Source organism: Variovorax ginsengisoli (assembly GCF_030811835.1).
Classification (GTDB): Bacteria; Pseudomonadota; Gammaproteobacteria; order Burkholderiales; family Burkholderiaceae_C; genus Variovorax; species Variovorax ginsengisoli_C.
Map to the genome: position 1 here is coordinate 417,100 of NZ_JAUSRO010000001.1, position 18,946 is coordinate 436,045.

The window sequence follows — 18,946 nt, forward strand, 5'->3', positions numbered from 1 at the left end:
CGCCTGCACCCCGACGCGATGGAGCAGCTCGGTGATGCGCGCAAGGGCAAGATGGCCGGCAACATCGCCGGCTTCGGTCGCGCGTTGCGCCGCGCCGGCGTGCCCATCGATGCGGCGCGCATCGCGCTCGCGACCGAAGCGGCGGTGCTGGTCGGCGTCGATGCCCGCGACGACCTCTGCGCCGCGATGGAGGCGGTGATGGTCGGCCGCGAGCAGGACCGCCTGGCCTTCCGCGAACTGTTCGACGCCTGGTTCCGCGACCCCGAACTGGCCAACAAGATGCTGGCGCAGATGCTGCCCAGCGCCGAAGGCAAGATGGAGCCCTCGAAGCGCCGCCCTCGCGTGCGCGAGGCGCTGGCCGCACCACGCGAGGCTGACAAGCCCGCGCAGGGCGAGCGCGAGATCCAGTTCGACGCGGCCATGACCGCCAGCGACCTGCAGCGCCTTCACCACGCCGATTTCAATGCGCTCGGTGCCGCGGAGTACCGCCTGGTCGAACGCCTGGCGCGCGACATCGCGCTGCCCGTGCCCACCGTGCCGTCGCGGCGCCTGCGCGTGGCGGCCGGTGCGGGCACGCATGCGCGCATGCACTGGCCCGGCGTGCTGCACGAAGCGGCGCGCACCGGCGGCGAGATGCTGCGCCTGCCCCGGCTCGCACGCCGCGCGCAGCCCCTGCCGCTGCTGGTGCTGATCGACGTCTCCGGCTCCATGGAGCGCTATGCCCGCCTGCTGCTCGCCTTTCTGCATGCGGCCACGCGCCGTGCCGGGCGGCGCGACGTGTTCGCCTTCGGCACCCGCCTGACCGACCTGACGCCTGCCTTCCGGCTGGCCGACACCGACGACATGCTGGCCACCGCCAGCGCGGCCATCGACGACTTCGCCGGCGGCACGCGGCTGGGCGATTCGCTCGCGCAATTGCGGCGCGACCATGCCCGGCGCCTGACCGGCCGCCGCACGCTGGTGCTGGTCATCAGCGACGGCCTGGACACCGGCGAGCCCGCGGTGCTCGACCACGAACTGCAATGGCTCAAGCGCCATGCGCGCCGCGTGCTGTGGCTCAACCCGCTGCTGCGTTTCGAGGGCTACGCTCCCCTTGCACGCGGTGCGGCCTTGTTACATCGGCATGCAGACGCGATGCTGGCGGTTCACAATCTCAGCGCACTCGAACAGCTGGCAGCCAGCCTTGCCGCACTCATGCGCACCGCGCGCTAGCACCTCGATCCCACGAACAACCAAAACGAAGGAAGCACCATGGAAATGCTCGGCAATCGCCGTCTCGGCGTCACGCAGCAACAGGCTTGGGAAGCACTCAACGACCCGGAAACGCTCAAGAAATGCATTCCCGGTTGCGACAAGTTCGAACTCACCGGCGAAGGCCAGTACACCGTGTCGGCGGCCGTCAAGGTTGGGCCGGTGTCGGCCAAGTTTGCCGGAAAGGTCACGTTGACCGACATCACGCCGCCCGACGGCTACAAGCTGAGCTTCGAGGGGCAGGGTGGCGTGGCCGGTTTTGCCAAGGGCGCGTCGAGCGTCACGCTCAAGCCGGCGGCAGACGGCGGCGAAGGGTGTGAGCTCGACTACACCGTGCAGGCGCAGGTCGGCGGCAAGATCGCGCAGCTCGGCCAGCGCCTGATCGACGGCGCGGCCAAGTCCACCGCCGACGACTTCTTCAAGCGCTTCGACGCCGAGATGCAGCGTCGTTACGGTGCGCCGCCGCCCGAGGTACCGCAAGCCGAGGAAAAGACGGGCGCGGTCAAAGGCTTCATGAACAAGATCGGCCTGGGCGGCGGCAAGAAAGACGCGGACGCCGCCTGATGGAAAACCTCGACGTCATGGTGTTGCGGACCCTGCGCGACTGGCGCCAAGCGGGCCGCCGCGCACTGCTGACGACCGTGGTACGGACCTGGGGTTCGTCGCCGCGGCCGGTCGGCTCGATCATGGCGCTGGCCGAGGATGGCGCGGTGGTTGGCTCCGTGTCGGGTGGTTGCATCGAGGACGATCTGATCGCGCACTACAGCCGTGCCCACGGCAGCGGTGCCATGCCCACAGGCGCACCCGCGCTCGTGAAGTACGGCATCACGGCCGACGAGGCGCACCGCTTCGGGCTGCCCTGTGGCGGCACACTGGAACTGCTGCTCGAATACGACCCCGCGCTGGCCGAACTCGACACGCTGGTGAGCGCGCTGGGCCAGGGGAGGATGATGCAGCGCGCCGTGGCCCTGGCCGACGGCACCGCGCGGTTGAGCGATGCCCACGCACCTGCCGCGCTTCGCGTGAGCGACACCGAACTGGTGAACACCTTCGGCCCCGAATACCGCATGCTGCTGATTGGCGCGGGCCAATTGGCGGAGTACCTGGCGACGATGGCGAAGTTCAGCGGCTTTGCGGTCACGCTGTGCGATCCGCGCGCGGAGTACCGCAGCGCATGGACGCTGCCCGGTGTGACCATCACCACCGAAATGCCCGACGACGCGGTCACCGCGTTCCGCCCCGACCACCGCAGCTGCGTGGTCGGCCTGACGCACGATCCCAAGCTCGACGACCTCGCGCTGCTCGAAGCCTTGCAGACCGACGCGTTCTATGTCGGCGCGATCGGCTCGCGCCGCAATGCGCAGGCGCGGCGCGAACGCATGATCGAGCACTTCGACCAGACCGAGGAGTCGCTCGCGCGGCTGCGTGGACCCATCGGCATCTACATCGGCAGCAAGACGCCACCGGAGATCGCCGTGAGCGTGATGGCCGAAATCCTGGCGGTGAAGAATGCGGTGCAGCTGCCACGCGAGACGGTGGTGGCAACCGCCAAGGCGCTGCAGGAGTCGCTGGCCTAGCGGCGGCAGCAGAGCCATTGCAGCAGCAGCCGCAGCGCTCAGTTCTCCCTGGCGAACCAGTCCCTGGCCGACCGCCCCTGGTCGGGTCCCAGCATCGAAAAGCCACCGTCCACCGGAATGTCAGCACCCGTCACGAAGCGTGCCGCGTCGGAGCAAAGGAACAGCACCACCTGCGCTACATCGTCCGCATCGCCTGCGCGGCCCAGTGGATGCAGCGGCGCCGCCATGGCATCGGCGTGGGCGCGGTTGCCCCCTGCCATGCGCGACAGCGCGTCCGACCAGGTCCACCCCGGGGACACCGAATTCACACGCACCCGGTCCGGTGCCAGCGTCGCGGCCTGGTTGCGGGTCAGCTGCAGGATGGCCGCTTTGGCCGCCGGGTAGAGCGCACTGCCCGCGGTGCCGAACTTGCCGCCGACGCTGCCCATGTTCACCACCGCACCGGCATGCACCGCGAGGTGTGGGCTGGCCTTGTGCACCAGCAGCGCGCCGGAAACCAGGTTGATGTCGAGCGCGTGCAGCCACTCGGCGCGGGTGGCCTCGGGGCCGCGGTCCCCGTAGAACACGGCGTTGTTCACGACGAAGTCGATGCGGCCCGCGAAGTCGAGCGCGGCCTGCACGATGGCGTCGAGCGTGTCGTCGATGCCGATATCGCCGTGCATGAAGCGGCAGCGCGGACCGAGCGTTGCATGCAGCGTTCGACCGCGCGCCTCGTCGATGTCCACCGCCAGCACGAAGGCCCCCGCATCGACCAGCGTTCGGACGATGGCGCTGCCGATCACCGCCGACGCGCCGGTCACGATGGCAAGCCTGCCATCGAGCCTCATGAGGTTGCTCCCATCTGCGCGACCGCCTGGTCGACCGTGACGATGTCCGCGAGCATCGACAGCGTTTCCAGGCTGGCCGCATGCAGATGCGGCTTGGCCGTGCTGCAGGCGTCGCCGACCACCGCCACCTCGTAGCCCAGGTCACTGGCATGGCGCGCGCCGTGTTCGACCACGTAGTTGGTTGCAATGCCGGCCATGTAGAGACGTGTGGCGCCGGTGCGCTGCACGACCTCGGTGAGATCGGTTTCCCAGAACGGGTTGTCACGCCGGTGGGTGACCACCGTTTCGCCCTCGCGTGGCGCCAGTGCCTCGAAGAACTCGGCACCCCAGTCGCCCTCCTGCACCGCGCCACTGGCTGCCACGTTGCGAAAGAGCGCGCAGTTGCGCAGGCAGTCGGCATAGCCTGGCGCGAAGGCGATGCGCACCGAGATCACCGGCACGCCGTGGCGCCGCGCCGCGGCCAGCAACCGGGTGGCGGCGTCGATGAGCATCTGCCGCTTCGGATCGTTCGCGGCCATGCCCACGCGCACCTTGCCGTCGGCATGCAGCACGTCGTTCTGGTAGTGCATGGCGAGCAGCGCCGCCTTCACAGGAACACCTGCAGGGCTTCGTGCGGTGCTTCGCAGTTGACCAGGTCGATGCGCTTCATCGCGATGCGCCAGCTGTCGCCGTGGGTCTTGAGCGTGTGCAGCACGCTGCCGCCGAAGCTGCGCGGGTCGCCCTTGCGCCATTCGAGCACGTGCAGCGTCGACGCGACCGTGAGGCCGTCGGCTTCGCGCGAGACGACCGACACGTTGCCTGTGACGTGCGCGGTGCGCGTCACGGGCTGCTGCGAGTAGGCGCGCGCCTGTTCGAGCCGGCGCACGCGCATCGACCGCAGCAACGCGTCCTCGAGGAACAACGAAGCGTGGTTCAGGTGGTCCGTCTGCCCGTGCACCAGGGGCACCCAGTAGAGGCCGTCGGCGGTGAAGAGTTGAAGCCATTCGGCCCAGCGGTGCGCGTCGAGCAGGCGCGCCTCGTGGTACAGGAACTCGGTCACCTGCTGCTGTTCTTGCCAGTCGTGAAAGCTCATGCCTGGCCTTTCGGTGCCATGTAGCCGGCCCAGGCGCGGAACATGTTGCGCATGGGCATTTCGCTGTTGCCGTTGGAACTGCAACCGCCGGGCAGGGACTGGTCGCGCCCGGCCGCGCGCTGCAGGCTCACCCAGTCGCCACCGTCGGAGCCCAGGCCCTCCTGCACGCGGTTGTAGGCTTCGAGGTCGTCGGGCATCACGTTGGAGGAGGGCGAGTTGACCACGTTGGTGTATTTCAGCGCCCGCTGGAAGGTGCTGTCGGGCGCGCCTTTGAGGCGGAAGGTGAATATCTCCACGAGCGTGCGGTCGACCGCGAGCGGGCGGATCACGCGGATCTGCTGGAAGGAGGTGTGCGGTGAGCAGCTCGGGTACACGATGGTGTTGTGCCGGTTCACGCGCAGGATTTCGTCAGCGCGCGTTGCACCCTGGCTCGCCTCGAGCGCCGCGACGTAGGCCAGGCTGACGGGGTCCTGGGGAGGCGTGAAGATGCCTTCCATGTAGCCGTGGCCGCCGTCATAGCCCTTGAGTTCGAGCTTCTCCCAGAATTCGAGAGGCTCGCCGTTGCCGTCGACGATCACGATCTCGAAAGGCTTGGGCGTGCCCTCGGGCATCGACGCGTACTCCTCCTTGGCCGCGCGCCACGACGATTCGTGCGTGGCCACCGCGTGGACGGTGTCATGCAGGTTCTCGAAGAAGATCTTCCAGTTGTTGCGCTGGATCACCCGCTGCACGCCGCCGGCCACCTCGACCTCGCCTTCTGGTGCGCGGTCGCAGAAGTTATCGAGCGACGTCGCCACGCCGCCCAGGAAGTCGGGCAGCGATGGCCCTTCGGCGGCCATGCTGGCGAACACGAAACCGCGGTAGGTGGCCACGCGCGCGAGTCTGCGCACGCCGTTCTGGGGGTCCTTCAGGTCGAGCGAGGTGTCTTCGTAACCGCTGCGAAGCGGCACCGACAGCAGGCTGCCGTCGCACTTGAAGGTCCAGCCGTGGTAGAGGCAGCGCAGGAACTTGCCCGCGCTGCCGCTGCCGTCGGGCACGATCTTGGCGCCCTTGTGCGGGCAACGGTTGTAGAGCACGTGCACTTCGCCGTCGCTGTGGCGCAGCATGACGACGGGCTCCCGGCCCAGCCGGGTGGTGAAGTAGTCGCCAGTGCGCGGCACCTGGCTTTCGTGGCCGACATACAGCCAGGCCTGGCCGAAGACGCGGTCCATTTCGAGCTCGAAGATGGCCGGGTCGGTGTAGACGCGCTTGTGCACGCGGTCGCCGCGCCAGAGCGCGTGGGGTGGCATGTCGGCGGCGGTGGCCGCGGGCGTATCGAGGGGCGTGGGCATGGGATGGGTCTCCTGGCCGTCATTCTGGGCACCGGTTGCAGGCCTGTCTGTCCGTTTCGTGCCGTCGATGCCTTGCCCGAAACGGATAGCGGGCAGGTCCGGCTGCCACCAGACTCATGCCACTTCCACGCACCACGAGGACTTTCATGCCGCCCCTGATTCCACGCAGCACTGCCTGCCTGAGCATTCTCTTGTCCGCCCTGCTGTCGGCCGCGCCTGCGTTGGCGCAAGGCGTCAAGGTGGGTCTGGCGCTCGACATGTCCGGGCCCTTCGCTGCCCTGGGCGCCGAGTCCAAGGCCGGCTTCGCCGTGGCGATGAAGCAGCTCGGCGGCACGCTCGGTGGTGTCCCGGTGGAATACGTGGAGGCCGACACGGGCGGCAGCCCCGACCTCGCGCGTCAGGCGGTCGACCGCATGATCCAGCGCGAGAAGATCGACCTGTTCACCGGCCCGATCGGCTCGCCGGTGGCGCTGGCCGTGGGGCCGGTGCTGTTCGCGGCCAAGGTGCCGTACCTGTCGAACAACACGGGCCCGAGCGCCTATTCGGGCGCGCAGTGCAACGCCTACTTTTTCGGCGCGTCCTACCAGAACGACGCGTACCACGAGTCGGCGGGCAAGTTCGCGTCGGACAAAGGTTTCCGGAAAACAGCCCTGATTGCGCCCAACTACCCCGGCGGCAAGGACGCGGTCAACGGCTTCAAGCGTACCTACAAGGGCACGGTGGGCGACGAGATCTTCACCAAGCTCGGGCAGATCGACTACGCCGCCGAGCTCGCGCAGTTGCGCGCGAGCAAGCCCGATTCGCTCTACTACTTCCTGCCGGGCGCCATGGGCATTGCCTTCATCAAGCAGTTCGTGGCGGCTGGGTTGTCCAAGGACATCACGCTCGTTTCCACCGCCTTTTCAGCCGACGAGGACATGATCACGGGGGTGGGTGAACCCATGCTCGGCATCTTCAACACCGCACACTGGGCGCACGACCTCGACAACGATGCGAACCGGCGCTTCGTGGCGGACTTCCGCGCGCAGAACGGCGGGCGCTATCCGTCGCTGTATGCCGCGCAGGCCTATGACGTGCTGATGGCCATGGACGGCGCGGTGCGCGACGTGGGCGGCAAGGTGGCCGACCGCCCCGCATTGCTCAAGGCGTTGAAGGCGGCGCGCTACAAGTCGGTGCGGGGCGACTTCAAGTACGGCAGCAACAACTTTCCGATAGAAAATTTCTACCTGCGCGTGGTCGGCAAGGATGCGAGCGGCCGCATCACCAACAAGCTCATCGGTACCGTCATGACGAACTACCAGGACACGGGCGCAGCCCTTTGCACGGCGAAGCTCTGACGCGTGGGCCGGCAGGCCGGGATGTCGGGTAAGCGAGGGGGCGCCCGGCGCCTTGCCAGGGGCATGCTTGTTGCTTGAAAGCAGCAGGTCCATGTCCATAGGTGCGGGGTTCCGATGAACGCTTTGTCCAGCCAGCAGCTGTCGCCGTTGTACCGGCACGAGGTGTTTCGCTCACGTCACGCCGACGAAACCCACGCACGCGTCACCGCGGAGCTCAAGGCGCACCGCAGCCGCTGGGGCCGGGGCTCGGTGGATGCGGCCTTCTTCCGTGCGCGGACCGGGCCGATGTCGCTGTGCATCCTGCGTTACGGTTGCGAAGTCGAGATCGAGCCCGACGCGCTCGATAGTTTCGTTCTCGTGCAGATGCCCTTGCGCGGGCGTGCGGAGGTGCACATCGGCCGCGAGGTGGTGCAGATCCACGCGGGGCAGGGTGCCGTCATCTCGGCGCACCGTCCCGTGAAGGTGCACTGGCACGCCGGCTGCGAGCAACTGCTGCTCAAGATCGAACGCAGCCATCTCGATGCGGTGGCGCGCGAGGCGTTTGCCACGCCCAGCGGCCCCATCTCGCGCGACATCGAGTTCGACACACCGCTGCGGCTCGACGATGCCGTTGGAAGGCAGTGGCGCTGGCTGGTGGCCGGACTGGCCGGTTCGCTGCCCGCGCCGGGACACGAGCCTTGCGACGCCGGCTGGTTGCGCGCCTACGAAGACAACCTGCTGCACTACCTGCTGCGTCACCATCCCAACTCCGCGCTGGCGCGCGACCGTGCCACATCCACGGCGCCACCGCAGGCAGACGGCGGTGCGACGCTCGCACCGTTGCTGCGTGCCGAGGAGTTCATGCGCAACCGTTGCGGCGAGAGTCAGTCCCTCGACGACATTGCGTTGGCGGCGGGTGTGAGCCGCCGTACCTTGTGCGCCTTGTTCCGACGGCATCGCGCCATGTCACCGATGGAAACGCTGCGCAATCTGCGCCTGGACGCCGCCCACGCGTTGCTGGCGCGGCCGTCGGCCGGCAGCGTGACCGACGTGGCACTGCGGTGCGGCTTTGCGCACCTGAGCCGATTTGCAGCGTCCTACCGCGAACGTTTCGGTCAGCTGCCCCACGAAACATGGCGCGGCGCGCAGCGCCTGACCCTGCACACGCCGCCACGAACCACGCATTGAAGTCGCTGGGGTCCGTGACACCGGCGGGCGCCTCGTGGTGTGCGTCGTTGCGCGCCTGTCAGGCCCTGGCCGCGCCCTGGGCCTGGCGTCCCGCCAACACCTTGTCCAGCGTCAGCGGGTACTCGCGAATGCGCACGCCCGTTGCGTTGTAGACCGCGTTCGCGACCGCCGCACCCGCGCCGCAGATGCCCAGCTCGCCCACGCCCTTGATCTTCAGGGGGTTGGCCTTGTCGTCGACTTCCTCCAGAAACACAGCCTCGATGGCCGGGATGTCGGCATGTGCCGGAACATGGTATTCACCCAGGTCGTGATTGACGAAATAGCCGTAGCGGGGGTCCACCACGGCGTCTTCGTGCAGCGCCGACCCGACGCCCCAGATCATCGCGCCTGTCGCCTGGCTCGTGGCCGTCTTCATGTTGAGAATGCGGCCCGCAGTGAACACGCCCAGCATGCGGCGCAGCCGGATTTCGCCCGTATCCATGTCGACCGCAACCTCTGCGAAGTGCGCGCCGTAGCCTTGCTGGGAGAACTTCTTGGCCATGTCGCCCTTCTTGATCTGCCCCTCGGCCTTCATGCCGACCGTACCGGCGAGCGCGCCGATCGATGCCGACTTGCCGTCGGCGCTGACTTGCCCGTCTGCAAAACGCACGTCCGCTGCGTTGGTAGCGCCCAGTTTGCGGGCCAGCTGCGCCCGCAGGTTGGTGCAGGCGTCGTACAAGGCCGATCCCGCACTCGCCGCGCCCCAGGAGCCGCCGGAGCCCGGCGTCTCCGGGAAGTCGCTGTCGCCCAGTTCCATGCGAATGCGTTCCATCGGCAGGCCCAGCATTTCGGCCGCGATCTGCGAAAGCACTGTGTAGCTGCCGGTGCCGATGTCGGTCATTGCCATGCGCACGGTCAGCACGCCTTGTTTGTCCAGGGCGATGGCGCATTTCGAGTCCATCAGCAGATTCGAGCGGATGGCCGTCGAGAAGCCCATGCCGATCTGCCAGCGCCCCTCGCGCACGCTGCCCGGTCGTGCCTGGCGTCGTGCCCAGCCGAAGCGTTCGGCACCTTCCTTCATGCAACGCAGCAGTTGCCGCGTGGAAAAGGGAATGTTCAGTTCCGGGTCCATCGTGGGCTCGTTGCGCACACGCAGTTCGATGGGATCGATGCCCAGCTTTTCCGCCAGTTCGTCCATGGCCTGCTCCAGTGCCAGCATGCCCACGGCTTCACCTGGTGCGCGGGTGGAGTCGGAAATCGGCAGGTCGAGCTGCACCACGCGGTGGGTGGTCAACCGGTTCGGTGCCGCGTACAGCGTGCGCGTCTGCGTACTGGCGTTTTCGTAGTTGTTGTCGAAGCGCGCGGTGTTCGACAGCGTGTCGTGGCCGATGGCGACGAGCTTGCCGTCGGCGCTCGCGCCCAGCCGCACACGCTGCACCGTGTCGCTGCGGTGCGTGGTGACGTGGAACATCTGCTGGCGTGTGAGCGCGGTTTTCACGGGACGCTGGAGTTGGCGCGACGCCAAGGCCGAGAGCATCACGTCCGCGTACACCGGCAGCTTGCCGCCGAAGCCGCCGCCGATGTACCGACTGACGATGCGCACCTTGTCGGGTGCGATCTGCAGCGTGCTGGCGACCGCTTTCTGCGCGCTGTCGATCAGCTGCGCCGAGCAGTGCACGGTGACCCGGTCCCCATCCCACGACGCGATGGTGGCGTGCGGCTCCATCTGCGCATGGATGTGGACGGGCGTGGTGTAGGTGGCATCGACTTTCACTGCTGCGGCGGCAAAGCCTTGCTCGAAGTTGCCTACGTGGCTGTCGGCCTTGCCCTGTTCGGTGTCGGCAGGCTTCGTGGCCTTGGCTTCGTTGCCGGCCATCTCATAGTCGCCGGCCGACTGCGCATAGCGCACACGCACCTGCTTGGCAGCCGAACGTGCCTGCTCGAAACTTTCGGCGACCACGAAGGCGACGGTCTCTCCGTAGTAGCGCACCTGGTCACTGGCCAGCTGTGGCGATGCGCGTGCAAACCTGTTGGGTGCTTCCAGCGGTCCCCACGCGCCCTGGCGCGGCGCGTTCTTGTGCGTCATGACCATCAGCACGCCCGGCGCGCCTTCGGCGGAGGTGGTGTCGATGTCGGCAATGCGCCCCTTGGCGATGGTGGCCTCGACGATGAAGCCGTAGGCCGTGCGTGCGGTGTCCTGCTGCACTTCATACGCGTAAGTCGCCTGGCCCGTGACCTTGAGGCGACCATCCACACGGTCGATGGATTTGCCGATGAGCCCGTTGCGGTTGTCGTCGATCGGGTTGCGCCCCGATGGTGCTGTCATTTCCATGGATATTCCTTCAGCCGGCTGCGGCTTCGTTGAGGGCGGCCTGCAAGGTACGGCGCACCAGCGGGATCTTGAAGTCGTTGTGGCCATGGCCACGCGCACCGGCGAGTACGCCGTCGGCGGCGGCCTGGAAGGCCGTGCCGGACGCGTCGCCGAGCGTGGCGCCAGCCAATGCCGCTTCCGCGGCTTCCACACGCCAGGGTTTGTGCGCCAGGCCGCCGAAGGCCATGCGCGCAGAACGGATGCGGCCATCGCCAGCATCGACGATTGCCGCCACCGACACGACCGCAAAGGCATACGACGCGCGGTCGCGCACCTTGCGATAGATGTGACGACCACCGGCCGGCGCGGGCAGCGTGACCGACGTGATGAGCTCACCCTGCTGCAGGTTGGTATCGATCTGAGGCGTGTTGCCTGGCAGGCGATGAAAGTCGGCGATGGGAATCACGCGCCGCGCGCCGTCGGCAGATACCGTTTCCACCTTGGCATCGAGCACGCGCATGGCAACCGCCATGTCGGACGGATGCGTGGCGATGCATTGATCGCTTGCGCCCACGATGGCATGGATGCGGTTGTACCCCTGCAGCGCCGCACACCCGCTGCCCGGCTGGCGTTTGTTGCATGGCCGTGCGGTGTCGTAGAAGTAGTAGCAGCGTGTGCGCTGCAGCAGGTTGCCGCCGGTCGTCGCCTTGTTGCGCAACTGGCCGGAGGCGCCTGCGAGCAGGGCGCGGCTGAGGACGCCGTAGTCCTTGCGGATGCGCGCATCGGCTGCGAGGTCGGCGTTGCGCACCAGTGTGCCGATGCGCAAGCCGCCATCGGCCGTCGGCTCGATGCGGTCGAGCCCCAGGCGGTTGATGTCCACCAGGTGCACGGGCGTCTCGACCTGCAGTTTCATCAAGTCCAGCAGGTTGGTGCCGCCGGCGATCAGGCGTGCACCGGGGCGTGTGGCGGCGGCGGCGGCCGCTTCGGGCGTCTGTGGTCGTTCGTAGCTGAAGGCTTTCATGCGGCGGCTCCCGACACGTCCTTGATGGCGGCCACGATGTTCGGATAGGCGCTGCAGCGGCACAGATTGCCGCTCATGCGCTCACGGATCTCCTCATCGGTCAGCGGGCCGGCAGGCGCATTCAGGTCGCGGGTCACGTGGCTGGGCATGCCCATCTTCACCTCCGCCAGCATGCCTGCGGTCGAACAGATCTGCCCCGGTGTGCAGTAGCCACACTGGAACCCGTCGTGCTTGAGGAAAGCAGCCTGGATCGGGTGAAGTGCATCGCCCTGGGCCAGTCCCTCGATGGTGGTGACGGCTTGACCGTCGTGCATCACGGCCAAGGTCAGGCAGGAGTTGGTGCGTCGGCCGTCGATGAGCACGGTGCAAGCTCCGCACTGGCCGTGGTCGCACCCTTTCTTGGTGCCGGTCAGATGCAGGTTTTCGCGCAGGGCGTCCAGGAGGGTGGTCCGCGTGTCCACCATCAACTGGCGAGCCTGGCCGTTGATGTCCAGCGTGATCGCCATGCGCTGGGGCGGCAATTCGGACGCCGCCTGCGGGCCGGGCGTGGCGGGCGATGCATTGCCAGGCGCAGCCTGGGCCTGGACGATCGACGAAGCGGTGACGGTGGCGAGCGCGGCGCCGGTGTGGAAAACCGCGCGGCGAGTGACGCCGTGCGAGCTGTCGTCGCGCGCGGCTTGATTCTCGAATTTCATGTGGGGATCCTTCAAGCCGATCTGGGTGGCCCTGGACAATGGGCACCAACGGTCGGTCTGAAAATGATCCTAGGGAGCGTGCGCCAGGCTCGCGGGCCGCCTGCGCGCTGTTGTGCTGTAGGCTGATTCCGATGCGGCCTGCATCCTCGGCCGACGCGCTCTTTGGCGCAGCGCGTCAGTCGCCGCCCTGCTCCTCGATCGGCGCTGGAGGAACGTTGCCGCCTTTCTGGCGCTCGCGGAACAGCGCCGCGCGCATCAGGAAGATGGTGGTCACAGGCGCCGTGAGCGCCACGAAGAGTGCGATCAGCACGGCGTGCAGGAAGAGGTTGTAGCCCTGCACCGAAAAATAGACGATCGTGGCCACCGTCATGCACCACACACCGGCCGTCGCGCCCAGTGTGGGCGCATGGATGCGGCTGAAAAAGGTCGGCAGGCGCACCAGGCCGAAAGAGCCGACGGCCGCAAAAGCGGCACCGAGCACGGCGAACACTGCCGTGATGATTTCAGCCCAGAGCGGCAGTGGTCCGGTGATGAAGTCGGGCGTCATTCGATCACCTCGCCGCGCAGCAGGAACTTGGCCGTGGCCGTGGAGCTGACGAAGCCGAACAGCGCGATCAGCATGGCCGCCTCGAAGTACACGTTGCTCGCATACACGATGCCCAGCACCAGCATCATCAGCATGCCGTTGATGTAGAGGCAGTCGAGTGCCATCACGCGGTCTTGCGCGGTGGGGCCGATCAGCAGACGCGTGACCGCGCACAGCATGGCGACGGCCAGCAGGAAGAGGGCGGCCTTGAGCGCCCAGAACAGCACAGGGGTCATGACTCGAAGATCTCCATCAGCGGGCGTTCGTACCGGGTCTTGATCAGGTCGATGAAAACCTGTTCGTCGTGCAGGTCGAACACATGGATGAGCAGCGTCGTGCGGTCGAAGGACACTTCGCCCCAGGCCGTGCCTGGCGTCAGGCAGCAGATCATGGCCAGCGCGGCGAGTGCGTTCGGGTCGCGCACGTCGAGCGGCACATGCACGAAAGCGCCGGCGATGCGCGCGGAGCGGCGTGTCAGCAGCGCACGCGCCACCGAACAGGCCGAATGCAGCAGGTCGTAGAGCACGCGCAGCGTGAGGCGCAATGCCACGCCGGGCCGTCGCATGCGCACGCGCGCCGGCCGCAGGCCCTTGGTGATGAGCGGCACCACGACGGCCAGCACTGCCGCCAGCAGCAGCGTGGTGACATGAAGCGACTGATTGAGCAGCAACCAGACGACGAAGAGCGCAATCGACAGCGGGGGTGAAGGGATCCAGCGCTTGATCATGGCTTGGCCTCCGGCCGCACGGGGTTGGCGATCTGCTGTGCGCCCATGACGGCGTCGCGGTACGCGGTCGGTGTGTGCAGGCCGACGGCGGTGTCGCTGGCATGCTGCATTACCGGCTCGGCCTCGATCGTCAGGGCCACACAGGCCGCCAGCAGTGCGGCCACGGGCAGCACTTCGAGTGCGCGCAGGGCTGGCATGCTGGTCAGCGGCTGGGTCCAGAAGTGCCGGATGCCCGTGCGGCTCAGCGCAATCAGCGTGAGGAAGCCCGACGCGAGCAGCAGCGCAAGGAAGGTCCAGCTTGCCGCTGCCACCTGCGGGGCTTCGAACAGGCCCGACAGCATGACGAACTTGCCGACGAAGCCCGACAGCGGTGGCAGGCCGGCCAGCAGCAGCGTGCAGGCGATGAAGCTCAGGCCGAGGAAGGCCACACCGGCCGGGATCGCGCGGCCGTAGAGTGCCTGTTGCTCGTCATCGAGGTTCACGTCGTCGAAGGGGCGCAGGTCTTCGGAAAGAAAAGGTGCATTGCCCGCCGATTCATGCGCGGCGATGCTGGCACCTGCGTTGCGCCAGCGTTCGATCATGTCGATCAGCAGGAAGAACGCGCTCACCGCGAGTGTGGAGCTCAGCAGGTAGTAGAGCGCGCCGGCCCAGACGGCGGGCTGGCCGAGCCCGACCGCCGTGAGCAGCGTGCCCGCGGAAATCAGCACGCTGTAGCCCGCCAGGTTCGACAGCCGCTGCGTGCCGACGATGCCGAGCGCCCCGACGAACAGCGTGGCCAGGCCGGCGGCGATCAGCACCTCTTGGCCGAACTGCACGGAGGCGCCCGCGTCGGGCGCGAACAGAAGGCTCCAGAGCCGCAGCACCGTGTAAACCCCCAGCTTGGTCAGGAGCGCGAACACGGCGCTGACCGGCGACACCGCCGCGCTGTATGCGGGCACCAGCCAGAAGTTGAGCGGCCAGGCACCGGCCTTGGCAAAGAAGGCCGTGGCCAGGATGGCCGCCGCCGCATGCACCAGGCCACGATCGCCGTCGTTGAGCTGCGCAATGCGCACGCTCAGGTCGGCCATGTTCAGGGTGCCGGTCACGCCGTAGAGCAGTGCCGCGCCGATCAGGAACAGCGACGAAGCGGCCAGGTTGATCGCGATGTAGTGCAACCCCGCCTGCACCCGCAGGCGCCCCGACCCGTGCAGCAGCAGGCCGTAGGACGCGGCCAGCATCACCTCGAAGAACACGAACAGGTTGAACAGGTCGCCGGTGAGAAAGGCGCCGTTGAGCCCCATCAACTGCAGTTGCAGCAGCGGGTGGAAGTGCACGCCTGCGCGGTCCCAGCGCGAGGTGGAGTAGATCGATGCCGCAAAAGCGACCACGGCGGTCAGCGCCACCATCAGCGTGGAGAGCCGGTCGGCGACGAGCACGATGCCGAAGGGCGCGCGCCAGTTGCCGGGCAGGTAGACGCCGATCGAACCCGGGCCGCTGCCCGTGTCGGTGGCGTTGACCCAGCGCAGCAGCGCCAGCGCGGCCATGAGGCCGATCAGGCCCGACACCACGCTGAGTGCAGCCTTGGTGCGTCGCCGCTGCTCGCCCATGAGCAGCATGAGCGCTGCCGTCAGCATGGGCACCAGGATCGGCACGGCCACCAGGTGCGGCATGCTCAATTCGAGCAGCCGGTCGAGCAATCCGGTGATCTCGGTCATTCGCCCTGCTCCTCACCGTCCACGTGGTCGGTGCCGGTCAGGCCGCGCGAGGCGAGCATCACCACCAGGAAGAGTGCGGTCATCGCAAAGCCGATCACGATGGCCGTGAGCACCAGGGCCTGAGGCATCGGGTCGGCTGTGTTCGCCAGCGTCGACGCGACGCCCTGTGTGAGCACCGGCTCGCTGTCGACCTTGAGCCGGCCCATGCTGAAGATGAAAAGGTTGACGGCGTAGGAGATGAGCGTGAGCCCCATGATGACCTGGAAGGTGCGAGGCCGCAGCAACAGGTAGACGCCCGAGCTGGTGAGCACGCCGATGGCGAGCGCGAGAACGATTTCCATCAGCGCACTCCCTCGGTGCTGTCCGCTGCCGCTTCGGCGGCGTCGGCCGCGTCGGCCAACTCTGCCTTCTTTTTCTCGTCCTGCTCGTCGCTCCAGCGGTGGCTGCGCACCGACTGGTGGGCCAGGCCGGTCAGGATCAGCATGGTCGCACCAAGCACCATCGCGAACACGCCCATATCGAAGAACATCGCGCTCGGCACGTGGATCTCGCCGAGGACCGGCAGATCGAAGTGCGCGGTGTGGGTGGTCAGGAATGGATAGCCCAGCACCACCGCGCCGCCGCCCGTGGCCAAGGCCAACAGCAGGCCGATGGCGATCCAGCGGCGCGGATAGATGCGCAGGTGCTCTTCCACCCACTCGGTGCCCGAAACGATGAACTGCAGCACCAGCGCGACCGACATCACCAGTCCCGCGACAAAGCCGCCACCGGGCGCGTTGTGGCCGCGCATGAAGAAGTACACCGCCACCAGCACCGACAGCGGCAACAGAAGCCGCACCAGCACGGCCGGCACCATCAGATAGCCCACGGCGGTGTCGGCGGCGCGGCGCGGGTTGAGCAGGTCGCTGCTGCCGTCGTCGATCTGCAGGCGCTGCTGCACCGGCAGCGCCATCGACTCGATGGCAGGCCGGAAACGGCGCAGCAGTGCGTACACGGTGAGTGCCACCACGCCGAGCACCGTGATCTCGCCGAACGTATCGAATCCGCGGAAGTCCACCAGCATGACGTTGACCACATTGGTGCCACCGCCGTCGGGCAGCGCGTGTTCCAGGAAAAAGGGCGAGATGCTGTCGGCGAAGCGCCGCGTCATCATCATCCAGGCCAGCGAAGCCATGCCGCAGCCGGCGATGGCGGCCACCAGCAGGTCGCGGCCACGCCGGCCCCACGGCCGAAGGCGCGCCGACGCCGGCTGAGGAATCGCCTTTCGCATCGGCAGCCAGCGCAGGCCCAGCAGGATGAGCACGGTGGTCACAGCTTCGACCACCAGCTGGGTGAGTGCGAGGTCGGGCGCGGAGAACCAGATGTAGGTGATGCAGCACACCAGGCCCGATGCCGCAGCCAGCATGAGCGAGGCGAGCCGGTGGAACTTGGCCTGCCAGGCGGCGGCCAGCGCGCAGCCGCCGCCGATCAGCCAGGTCATGGCGAACATCGGCGAGAAGCTCAGCGGCTCGCGCAACCCGTGCGACGCGGGTGTGTACCACAGCGATGCGCCCGCGCCGGCCACGGCGACCAGCACCAGCATGAGCAGTTGCGCCTGCATGCGCCGGGTGCCCAGCAGCCGGCGACTGCGTCGGCCGGCCTCGCTCAGGCGCGCGAGCAGGTTCTCGAAAATGCGCTGGCCGTCGATCCGGTGCAGCATCGGCGTGTGTTCCAGATGGCCTGCGGCGCGCCCGCGGCGCTGCACCATGTAGAGCGCGGCCCCGCCCGCCAGCGCGATCAGGCTCATGACCAGCGGCACATTGAAGCCGTGCCACAGCGCCAGGCTGTAGTCGGGCAGCACGCCACCGACCACAGGCGCCGCAGCGGCGGCCAGCATCGGGCCGACCGACCAGGCCGGTGCCACGCCCACCACCAGGCAGACCAGTACCAGCAGCTCGACCGGCACGCGCATCCAGTGCGGCGGTTCGTGCGGCTGCTTGGGCACGGCGTCGCCACTTGGGGGGCCGAAGAACACATCGAACACGAACCGCGCTGAATAGGCCACGCTGAAGACGCCTGCCACGGTGGCGATCACCGGCAGGCTGAAATTGACCCACGGCGTGGACTGGATGAACACCGTCTCGGCGAAGAACATCTCCTTGGACAGGAAGCCGTTGAGCAGCGGAACCCCCGCCATCGATGCGCTCGCGATGATGGCCAGCATGCCGGTGATCGGCATCAGGCGCAGCAGTCCGCTGAGCTTGCGGATGTCGCGCGTGCCGGTTTCGTGGTCGATGATGCCCGCAGCCATGAACAGCGACGCCTTGAAGGTCGCGTGGTTCATGATGTGGAACACTGCCGCCACGGCCGCCAGCGGACTGTTGAGCCCGAGCAGCAGGGTGATGAGCCCCAGGTGCGAGATCGTCGAATAGGCCAGCAACGCCTTGAGGTCGCGCTGGAACATGGCGATGAAACCGCCCAGCAGCAGCGTGATCGCCCCCGCACCGCCCACCAGCCAGAACCAGGCGTCGGTGCCCGAGAGCACCGGCCAGAGCCGCGCCATCAGGAACACGCCCAACTTGACCATGGTTGCCGAATGCAGGTAAGCCGATACCGGCGTGGGTGCCGCCATGGCACGTGGCAGCCAGAAGTGGAAAGGAAACTGCGCGCTCTTGGTGAACGCGCCGAGCAGCACCAGCACGAGGGCGGTCGCATACAGCGGATGCGCACGAATCACATCACCCGAGGCCAGCACCGCATCGAGTTCGTAGCTCCCGACGATGTGCCCCAGCACCAACACGCCCGCCAACAGGCACAGCCCGCCCGCGCCCGTGACGGTGAGCGCCATGCGCGCGCCGCGCCGCGCGTCACGCCGGTGGTGCCAGTAGCCGATGAGCAGGAAGGAGAAAAGGCTGGTGAGCTCCCAGAAGAGCACCATCTGCACCAGATTGCCTGACAGTACGACCCCCATCATCGCGCCCATGAAGGCAAGGAAGAAGGAGAAGAAGCGAGGCACCGGGTCGGAGGCCGACATGTAGTAGCGCGCGTACAGCACCACCAGCGCGCCGATGCCCAACACCAGCATGCAGAACAGCCAGGCAAAGCCGTCCATGCGCAGCACGAGGTTCAGGCCGAAGGCGGGCAACCATTCGATCTCCTGGCGGATCACATTGCCGTTGGACAGCCGAGGAAACAGGGATGCGACCCCGATGGCGCAACCCAATGCGACCAGTCCGGCCAGTGTCGACTCCCTGTTGCGGGCGTTCGACGGCAGAAAAGCCGCCAGCACGCTGGCCATGAAGGGGAGGGCGACGAGGAGGACAAGGGGCATCACGGTCGATTCTATCGACCGGGCTCGAGCTCCTGATGCGAAAAAACCTCAGCCAGGCGTG

At 67.5% G+C, this 18,946-nt stretch carries 18 protein-coding genes; 5 read left to right on the forward strand and 13 right to left on the reverse strand.

Features of this window, described 5'->3' with window-relative positions; translation table 11 throughout:
• Positions 1 to 18 precede the first annotated feature (18 nt).
• Genes J2W36_RS01910 through J2W36_RS01920 form a run of 3 tightly spaced genes read left to right on the forward strand, consistent with a single transcriptional unit; the run spans position 19 to position 2,828 of the window.
• The gene (locus tag J2W36_RS01910) at positions 19 to 1,212 is read left to right on the forward strand and encodes a vWA domain-containing protein (RefSeq protein ID WP_307688028.1); all 1,194 of its coding nucleotides are present in this window, start codon (positions 19 to 21) and stop codon (positions 1,210 to 1,212) included.
• 39 nt (positions 1,213 to 1,251) lie between these two features.
• The gene (locus J2W36_RS01915; protein ID WP_307687967.1) at positions 1,252 to 1,815 is read left to right on the forward strand and encodes an SRPBCC family protein; all 564 of its coding nucleotides are present in this window, start codon (positions 1,252 to 1,254) and stop codon (positions 1,813 to 1,815) included.
• Positions 1,815 to 2,828, forward strand: coding sequence for an XdhC family protein (locus J2W36_RS01920; RefSeq protein ID WP_307687968.1), 1,014 nt, complete (start codon positions 1,815 to 1,817; stop codon positions 2,826 to 2,828). Before J2W36_RS01915 ends, J2W36_RS01920 begins: the two co-directional genes overlap by 1 nt.
• Before the next feature lie 38 nt (positions 2,829 to 2,866).
• On the opposite strand, the gene J2W36_RS01925 is transcribed toward J2W36_RS01920, so the two are convergent.
• The 4 genes from J2W36_RS01925 to J2W36_RS01940 are packed head-to-tail and all read right to left on the reverse strand — an operon-like array spanning position 2,867 to position 6,016.
• Positions 2,867 to 3,655 (reverse strand): SDR family oxidoreductase, encoded by a 789-nt coding sequence (locus tag J2W36_RS01925; RefSeq protein ID WP_307687969.1) that lies wholly within the window; start codon positions 3,653 to 3,655, stop codon positions 2,867 to 2,869.
• Positions 3,652 to 4,245: a cysteine hydrolase family protein gene (locus tag J2W36_RS01930; RefSeq protein WP_307687970.1), complete on the reverse strand. Its 594-nt coding sequence runs from the start codon at positions 4,243 to 4,245 to the stop codon at positions 3,652 to 3,654. Before J2W36_RS01930 ends, J2W36_RS01925 begins: the two co-directional genes overlap by 4 nt.
• Positions 4,242 to 4,727: an aromatic-ring-hydroxylating dioxygenase subunit beta gene (locus tag J2W36_RS01935; RefSeq protein ID WP_307687971.1), complete on the reverse strand. Its 486-nt coding sequence runs from the start codon at positions 4,725 to 4,727 to the stop codon at positions 4,242 to 4,244. The genes J2W36_RS01930 and J2W36_RS01935 overlap by 4 nt, the downstream gene beginning before the upstream one ends.
• A complete protein-coding gene (locus J2W36_RS01940) occupies positions 4,724 to 6,016 on the reverse strand; it encodes an aromatic ring-hydroxylating dioxygenase subunit alpha (RefSeq protein ID WP_307688029.1) in 1,293 nt (430 codons plus the stop codon). Before J2W36_RS01940 ends, J2W36_RS01935 begins: the two co-directional genes overlap by 4 nt.
• Before the next feature lie 188 nt (positions 6,017 to 6,204).
• Here J2W36_RS01940 and J2W36_RS01945 point away from each other — a divergent pair, with 188 nt between their 5' ends.
• Together J2W36_RS01945 and J2W36_RS01950 are read left to right on the forward strand one after the other, a co-directional pair.
• On the forward strand, positions 6,205 to 7,395 hold the full coding sequence (locus J2W36_RS01945) for an ABC transporter substrate-binding protein (RefSeq protein ID WP_307687972.1): 1,191 nt from the start codon (positions 6,205 to 6,207) through the stop codon (positions 7,393 to 7,395).
• 114 nt (positions 7,396 to 7,509) lie between these two features.
• On the forward strand, positions 7,510 to 8,562 hold the full coding sequence (locus J2W36_RS01950) for an AraC family transcriptional regulator (RefSeq protein WP_307687973.1): 1,053 nt from the start codon (positions 7,510 to 7,512) through the stop codon (positions 8,560 to 8,562).
• Between the two features lie 58 nt (positions 8,563 to 8,620).
• Here J2W36_RS01950 and J2W36_RS01955 read toward each other — a convergent pair whose 3' ends face one another.
• The 9 genes from J2W36_RS01955 to J2W36_RS01995 all read right to left on the reverse strand — a co-directional run bounded on the left by J2W36_RS01955 (position 8,621) and on the right by J2W36_RS01995 (position 18,885).
• The gene (locus J2W36_RS01955; protein ID WP_307687974.1) at positions 8,621 to 10,873 is read right to left on the reverse strand and encodes a xanthine dehydrogenase family protein molybdopterin-binding subunit; all 2,253 of its coding nucleotides are present in this window, start codon (positions 10,871 to 10,873) and stop codon (positions 8,621 to 8,623) included.
• Between the two features lie 10 nt (positions 10,874 to 10,883).
• Complete coding sequence (locus J2W36_RS01960; protein ID WP_307687975.1) at positions 10,884 to 11,873, reverse strand: FAD binding domain-containing protein; 990 nt, start codon at positions 11,871 to 11,873, stop codon at positions 10,884 to 10,886.
• Complete coding sequence (paoA, locus tag J2W36_RS01965) at positions 11,870 to 12,568, reverse strand: aldehyde dehydrogenase iron-sulfur subunit PaoA (RefSeq protein ID WP_307687976.1); 699 nt, start codon at positions 12,566 to 12,568, stop codon at positions 11,870 to 11,872. Before paoA ends, J2W36_RS01960 begins: the two co-directional genes overlap by 4 nt.
• Before the next feature lie 175 nt (positions 12,569 to 12,743).
• Positions 12,744 to 13,115 (reverse strand): monovalent cation/H(+) antiporter subunit G, encoded by a 372-nt coding sequence (gene mnhG, locus J2W36_RS01970; protein WP_307687977.1) that lies wholly within the window; start codon positions 13,113 to 13,115, stop codon positions 12,744 to 12,746.
• Entirely contained in the window at positions 13,112 to 13,390 is a 279-nt protein-coding gene (locus J2W36_RS01975) for a K+/H+ antiporter subunit F (RefSeq protein WP_307687978.1), read from the reverse strand. The genes mnhG and J2W36_RS01975 overlap by 4 nt, the downstream gene beginning before the upstream one ends.
• The gene (locus J2W36_RS01980) at positions 13,387 to 13,878 is read right to left on the reverse strand and encodes a Na+/H+ antiporter subunit E (protein WP_307688030.1); all 492 of its coding nucleotides are present in this window, start codon (positions 13,876 to 13,878) and stop codon (positions 13,387 to 13,389) included. Before J2W36_RS01980 ends, J2W36_RS01975 begins: the two co-directional genes overlap by 4 nt.
• Positions 13,878 to 15,575 (reverse strand): monovalent cation/H+ antiporter subunit D, encoded by a 1,698-nt coding sequence (locus tag J2W36_RS01985; RefSeq protein ID WP_307687979.1) that lies wholly within the window; start codon positions 15,573 to 15,575, stop codon positions 13,878 to 13,880. The genes J2W36_RS01980 and J2W36_RS01985 overlap by 1 nt, the downstream gene beginning before the upstream one ends.
• Complete coding sequence (locus J2W36_RS01990) at positions 15,572 to 15,916, reverse strand: Na+/H+ antiporter subunit C (RefSeq protein ID WP_307687980.1); 345 nt, start codon at positions 15,914 to 15,916, stop codon at positions 15,572 to 15,574. The genes J2W36_RS01985 and J2W36_RS01990 overlap by 4 nt, the downstream gene beginning before the upstream one ends.
• On the reverse strand, positions 15,916 to 18,885 hold the full coding sequence (locus tag J2W36_RS01995) for a monovalent cation/H+ antiporter subunit A (protein ID WP_307687981.1): 2,970 nt from the start codon (positions 18,883 to 18,885) through the stop codon (positions 15,916 to 15,918). Before J2W36_RS01995 ends, J2W36_RS01990 begins: the two co-directional genes overlap by 1 nt.
• Positions 18,886 to 18,946 lie beyond the last annotated feature (61 nt).

Bases quoted from the DNA above. Each gene is read 5' to 3' on its own strand.
- J2W36_RS01915 (WP_307687967.1), top strand. From the start codon at position 1,252: ATGGAAATGCTCGGCAATCGCCGTCTCGGCGTCACGCAGCAACAGGCT.
- J2W36_RS01935 (WP_307687971.1), bottom strand. From the start codon at position 4,727: ATGAGCTTTCACGACTGGCAAGAACAGCAGCAGGTGACCGAGTTCCTG.
- J2W36_RS01975 (WP_307687978.1), bottom strand. From the start codon at position 13,390: ATGACCCCTGTGCTGTTCTGGGCGCTCAAGGCCGCCCTCTTCCTGCTG.
- J2W36_RS01910 (WP_307688028.1), top strand. From the start codon at position 19: ATGGAGCAGCTCGGTGATGCGCGCAAGGGCAAGATGGCCGGCAACATC.
- J2W36_RS01995 (WP_307687981.1), bottom strand. From the start codon at position 18,885: ATGCCCCTTGTCCTCCTCGTCGCCCTCCCCTTCATGGCCAGCGTGCTG.
- J2W36_RS01985 (WP_307687979.1), bottom strand. From the start codon at position 15,575: ATGACCGAGATCACCGGATTGCTCGACCGGCTGCTCGAATTGAGCATG.
- paoA (WP_307687976.1), bottom strand. From the start codon at position 12,568: ATGAAATTCGAGAATCAAGCCGCGCGCGACGACAGCTCGCACGGCGTC.
- J2W36_RS01925 (WP_307687969.1), bottom strand. From the start codon at position 3,655: ATGAGGCTCGATGGCAGGCTTGCCATCGTGACCGGCGCGTCGGCGGTG.
- J2W36_RS01955 (WP_307687974.1), bottom strand. From the start codon at position 10,873: ATGGAAATGACAGCACCATCGGGGCGCAACCCGATCGACGACAACCGC.
- J2W36_RS01990 (WP_307687980.1), bottom strand. From the start codon at position 15,916: ATGGAAATCGTTCTCGCGCTCGCCATCGGCGTGCTCACCAGCTCGGGC.
- mnhG (WP_307687977.1), bottom strand. From the start codon at position 13,115: ATGACGCCCGACTTCATCACCGGACCACTGCCGCTCTGGGCTGAAATC.
- J2W36_RS01940 (WP_307688029.1), bottom strand. From the start codon at position 6,016: ATGCCACCCCACGCGCTCTGGCGCGGCGACCGCGTGCACAAGCGCGTC.
- J2W36_RS01950 (WP_307687973.1), top strand. From the start codon at position 7,510: ATGAACGCTTTGTCCAGCCAGCAGCTGTCGCCGTTGTACCGGCACGAG.
- J2W36_RS01945 (WP_307687972.1), top strand. From the start codon at position 6,205: ATGCCGCCCCTGATTCCACGCAGCACTGCCTGCCTGAGCATTCTCTTG.
- J2W36_RS01960 (WP_307687975.1), bottom strand. From the start codon at position 11,873: ATGAAAGCCTTCAGCTACGAACGACCACAGACGCCCGAAGCGGCCGCC.
- J2W36_RS01920 (WP_307687968.1), top strand. From the start codon at position 1,815: ATGGAAAACCTCGACGTCATGGTGTTGCGGACCCTGCGCGACTGGCGC.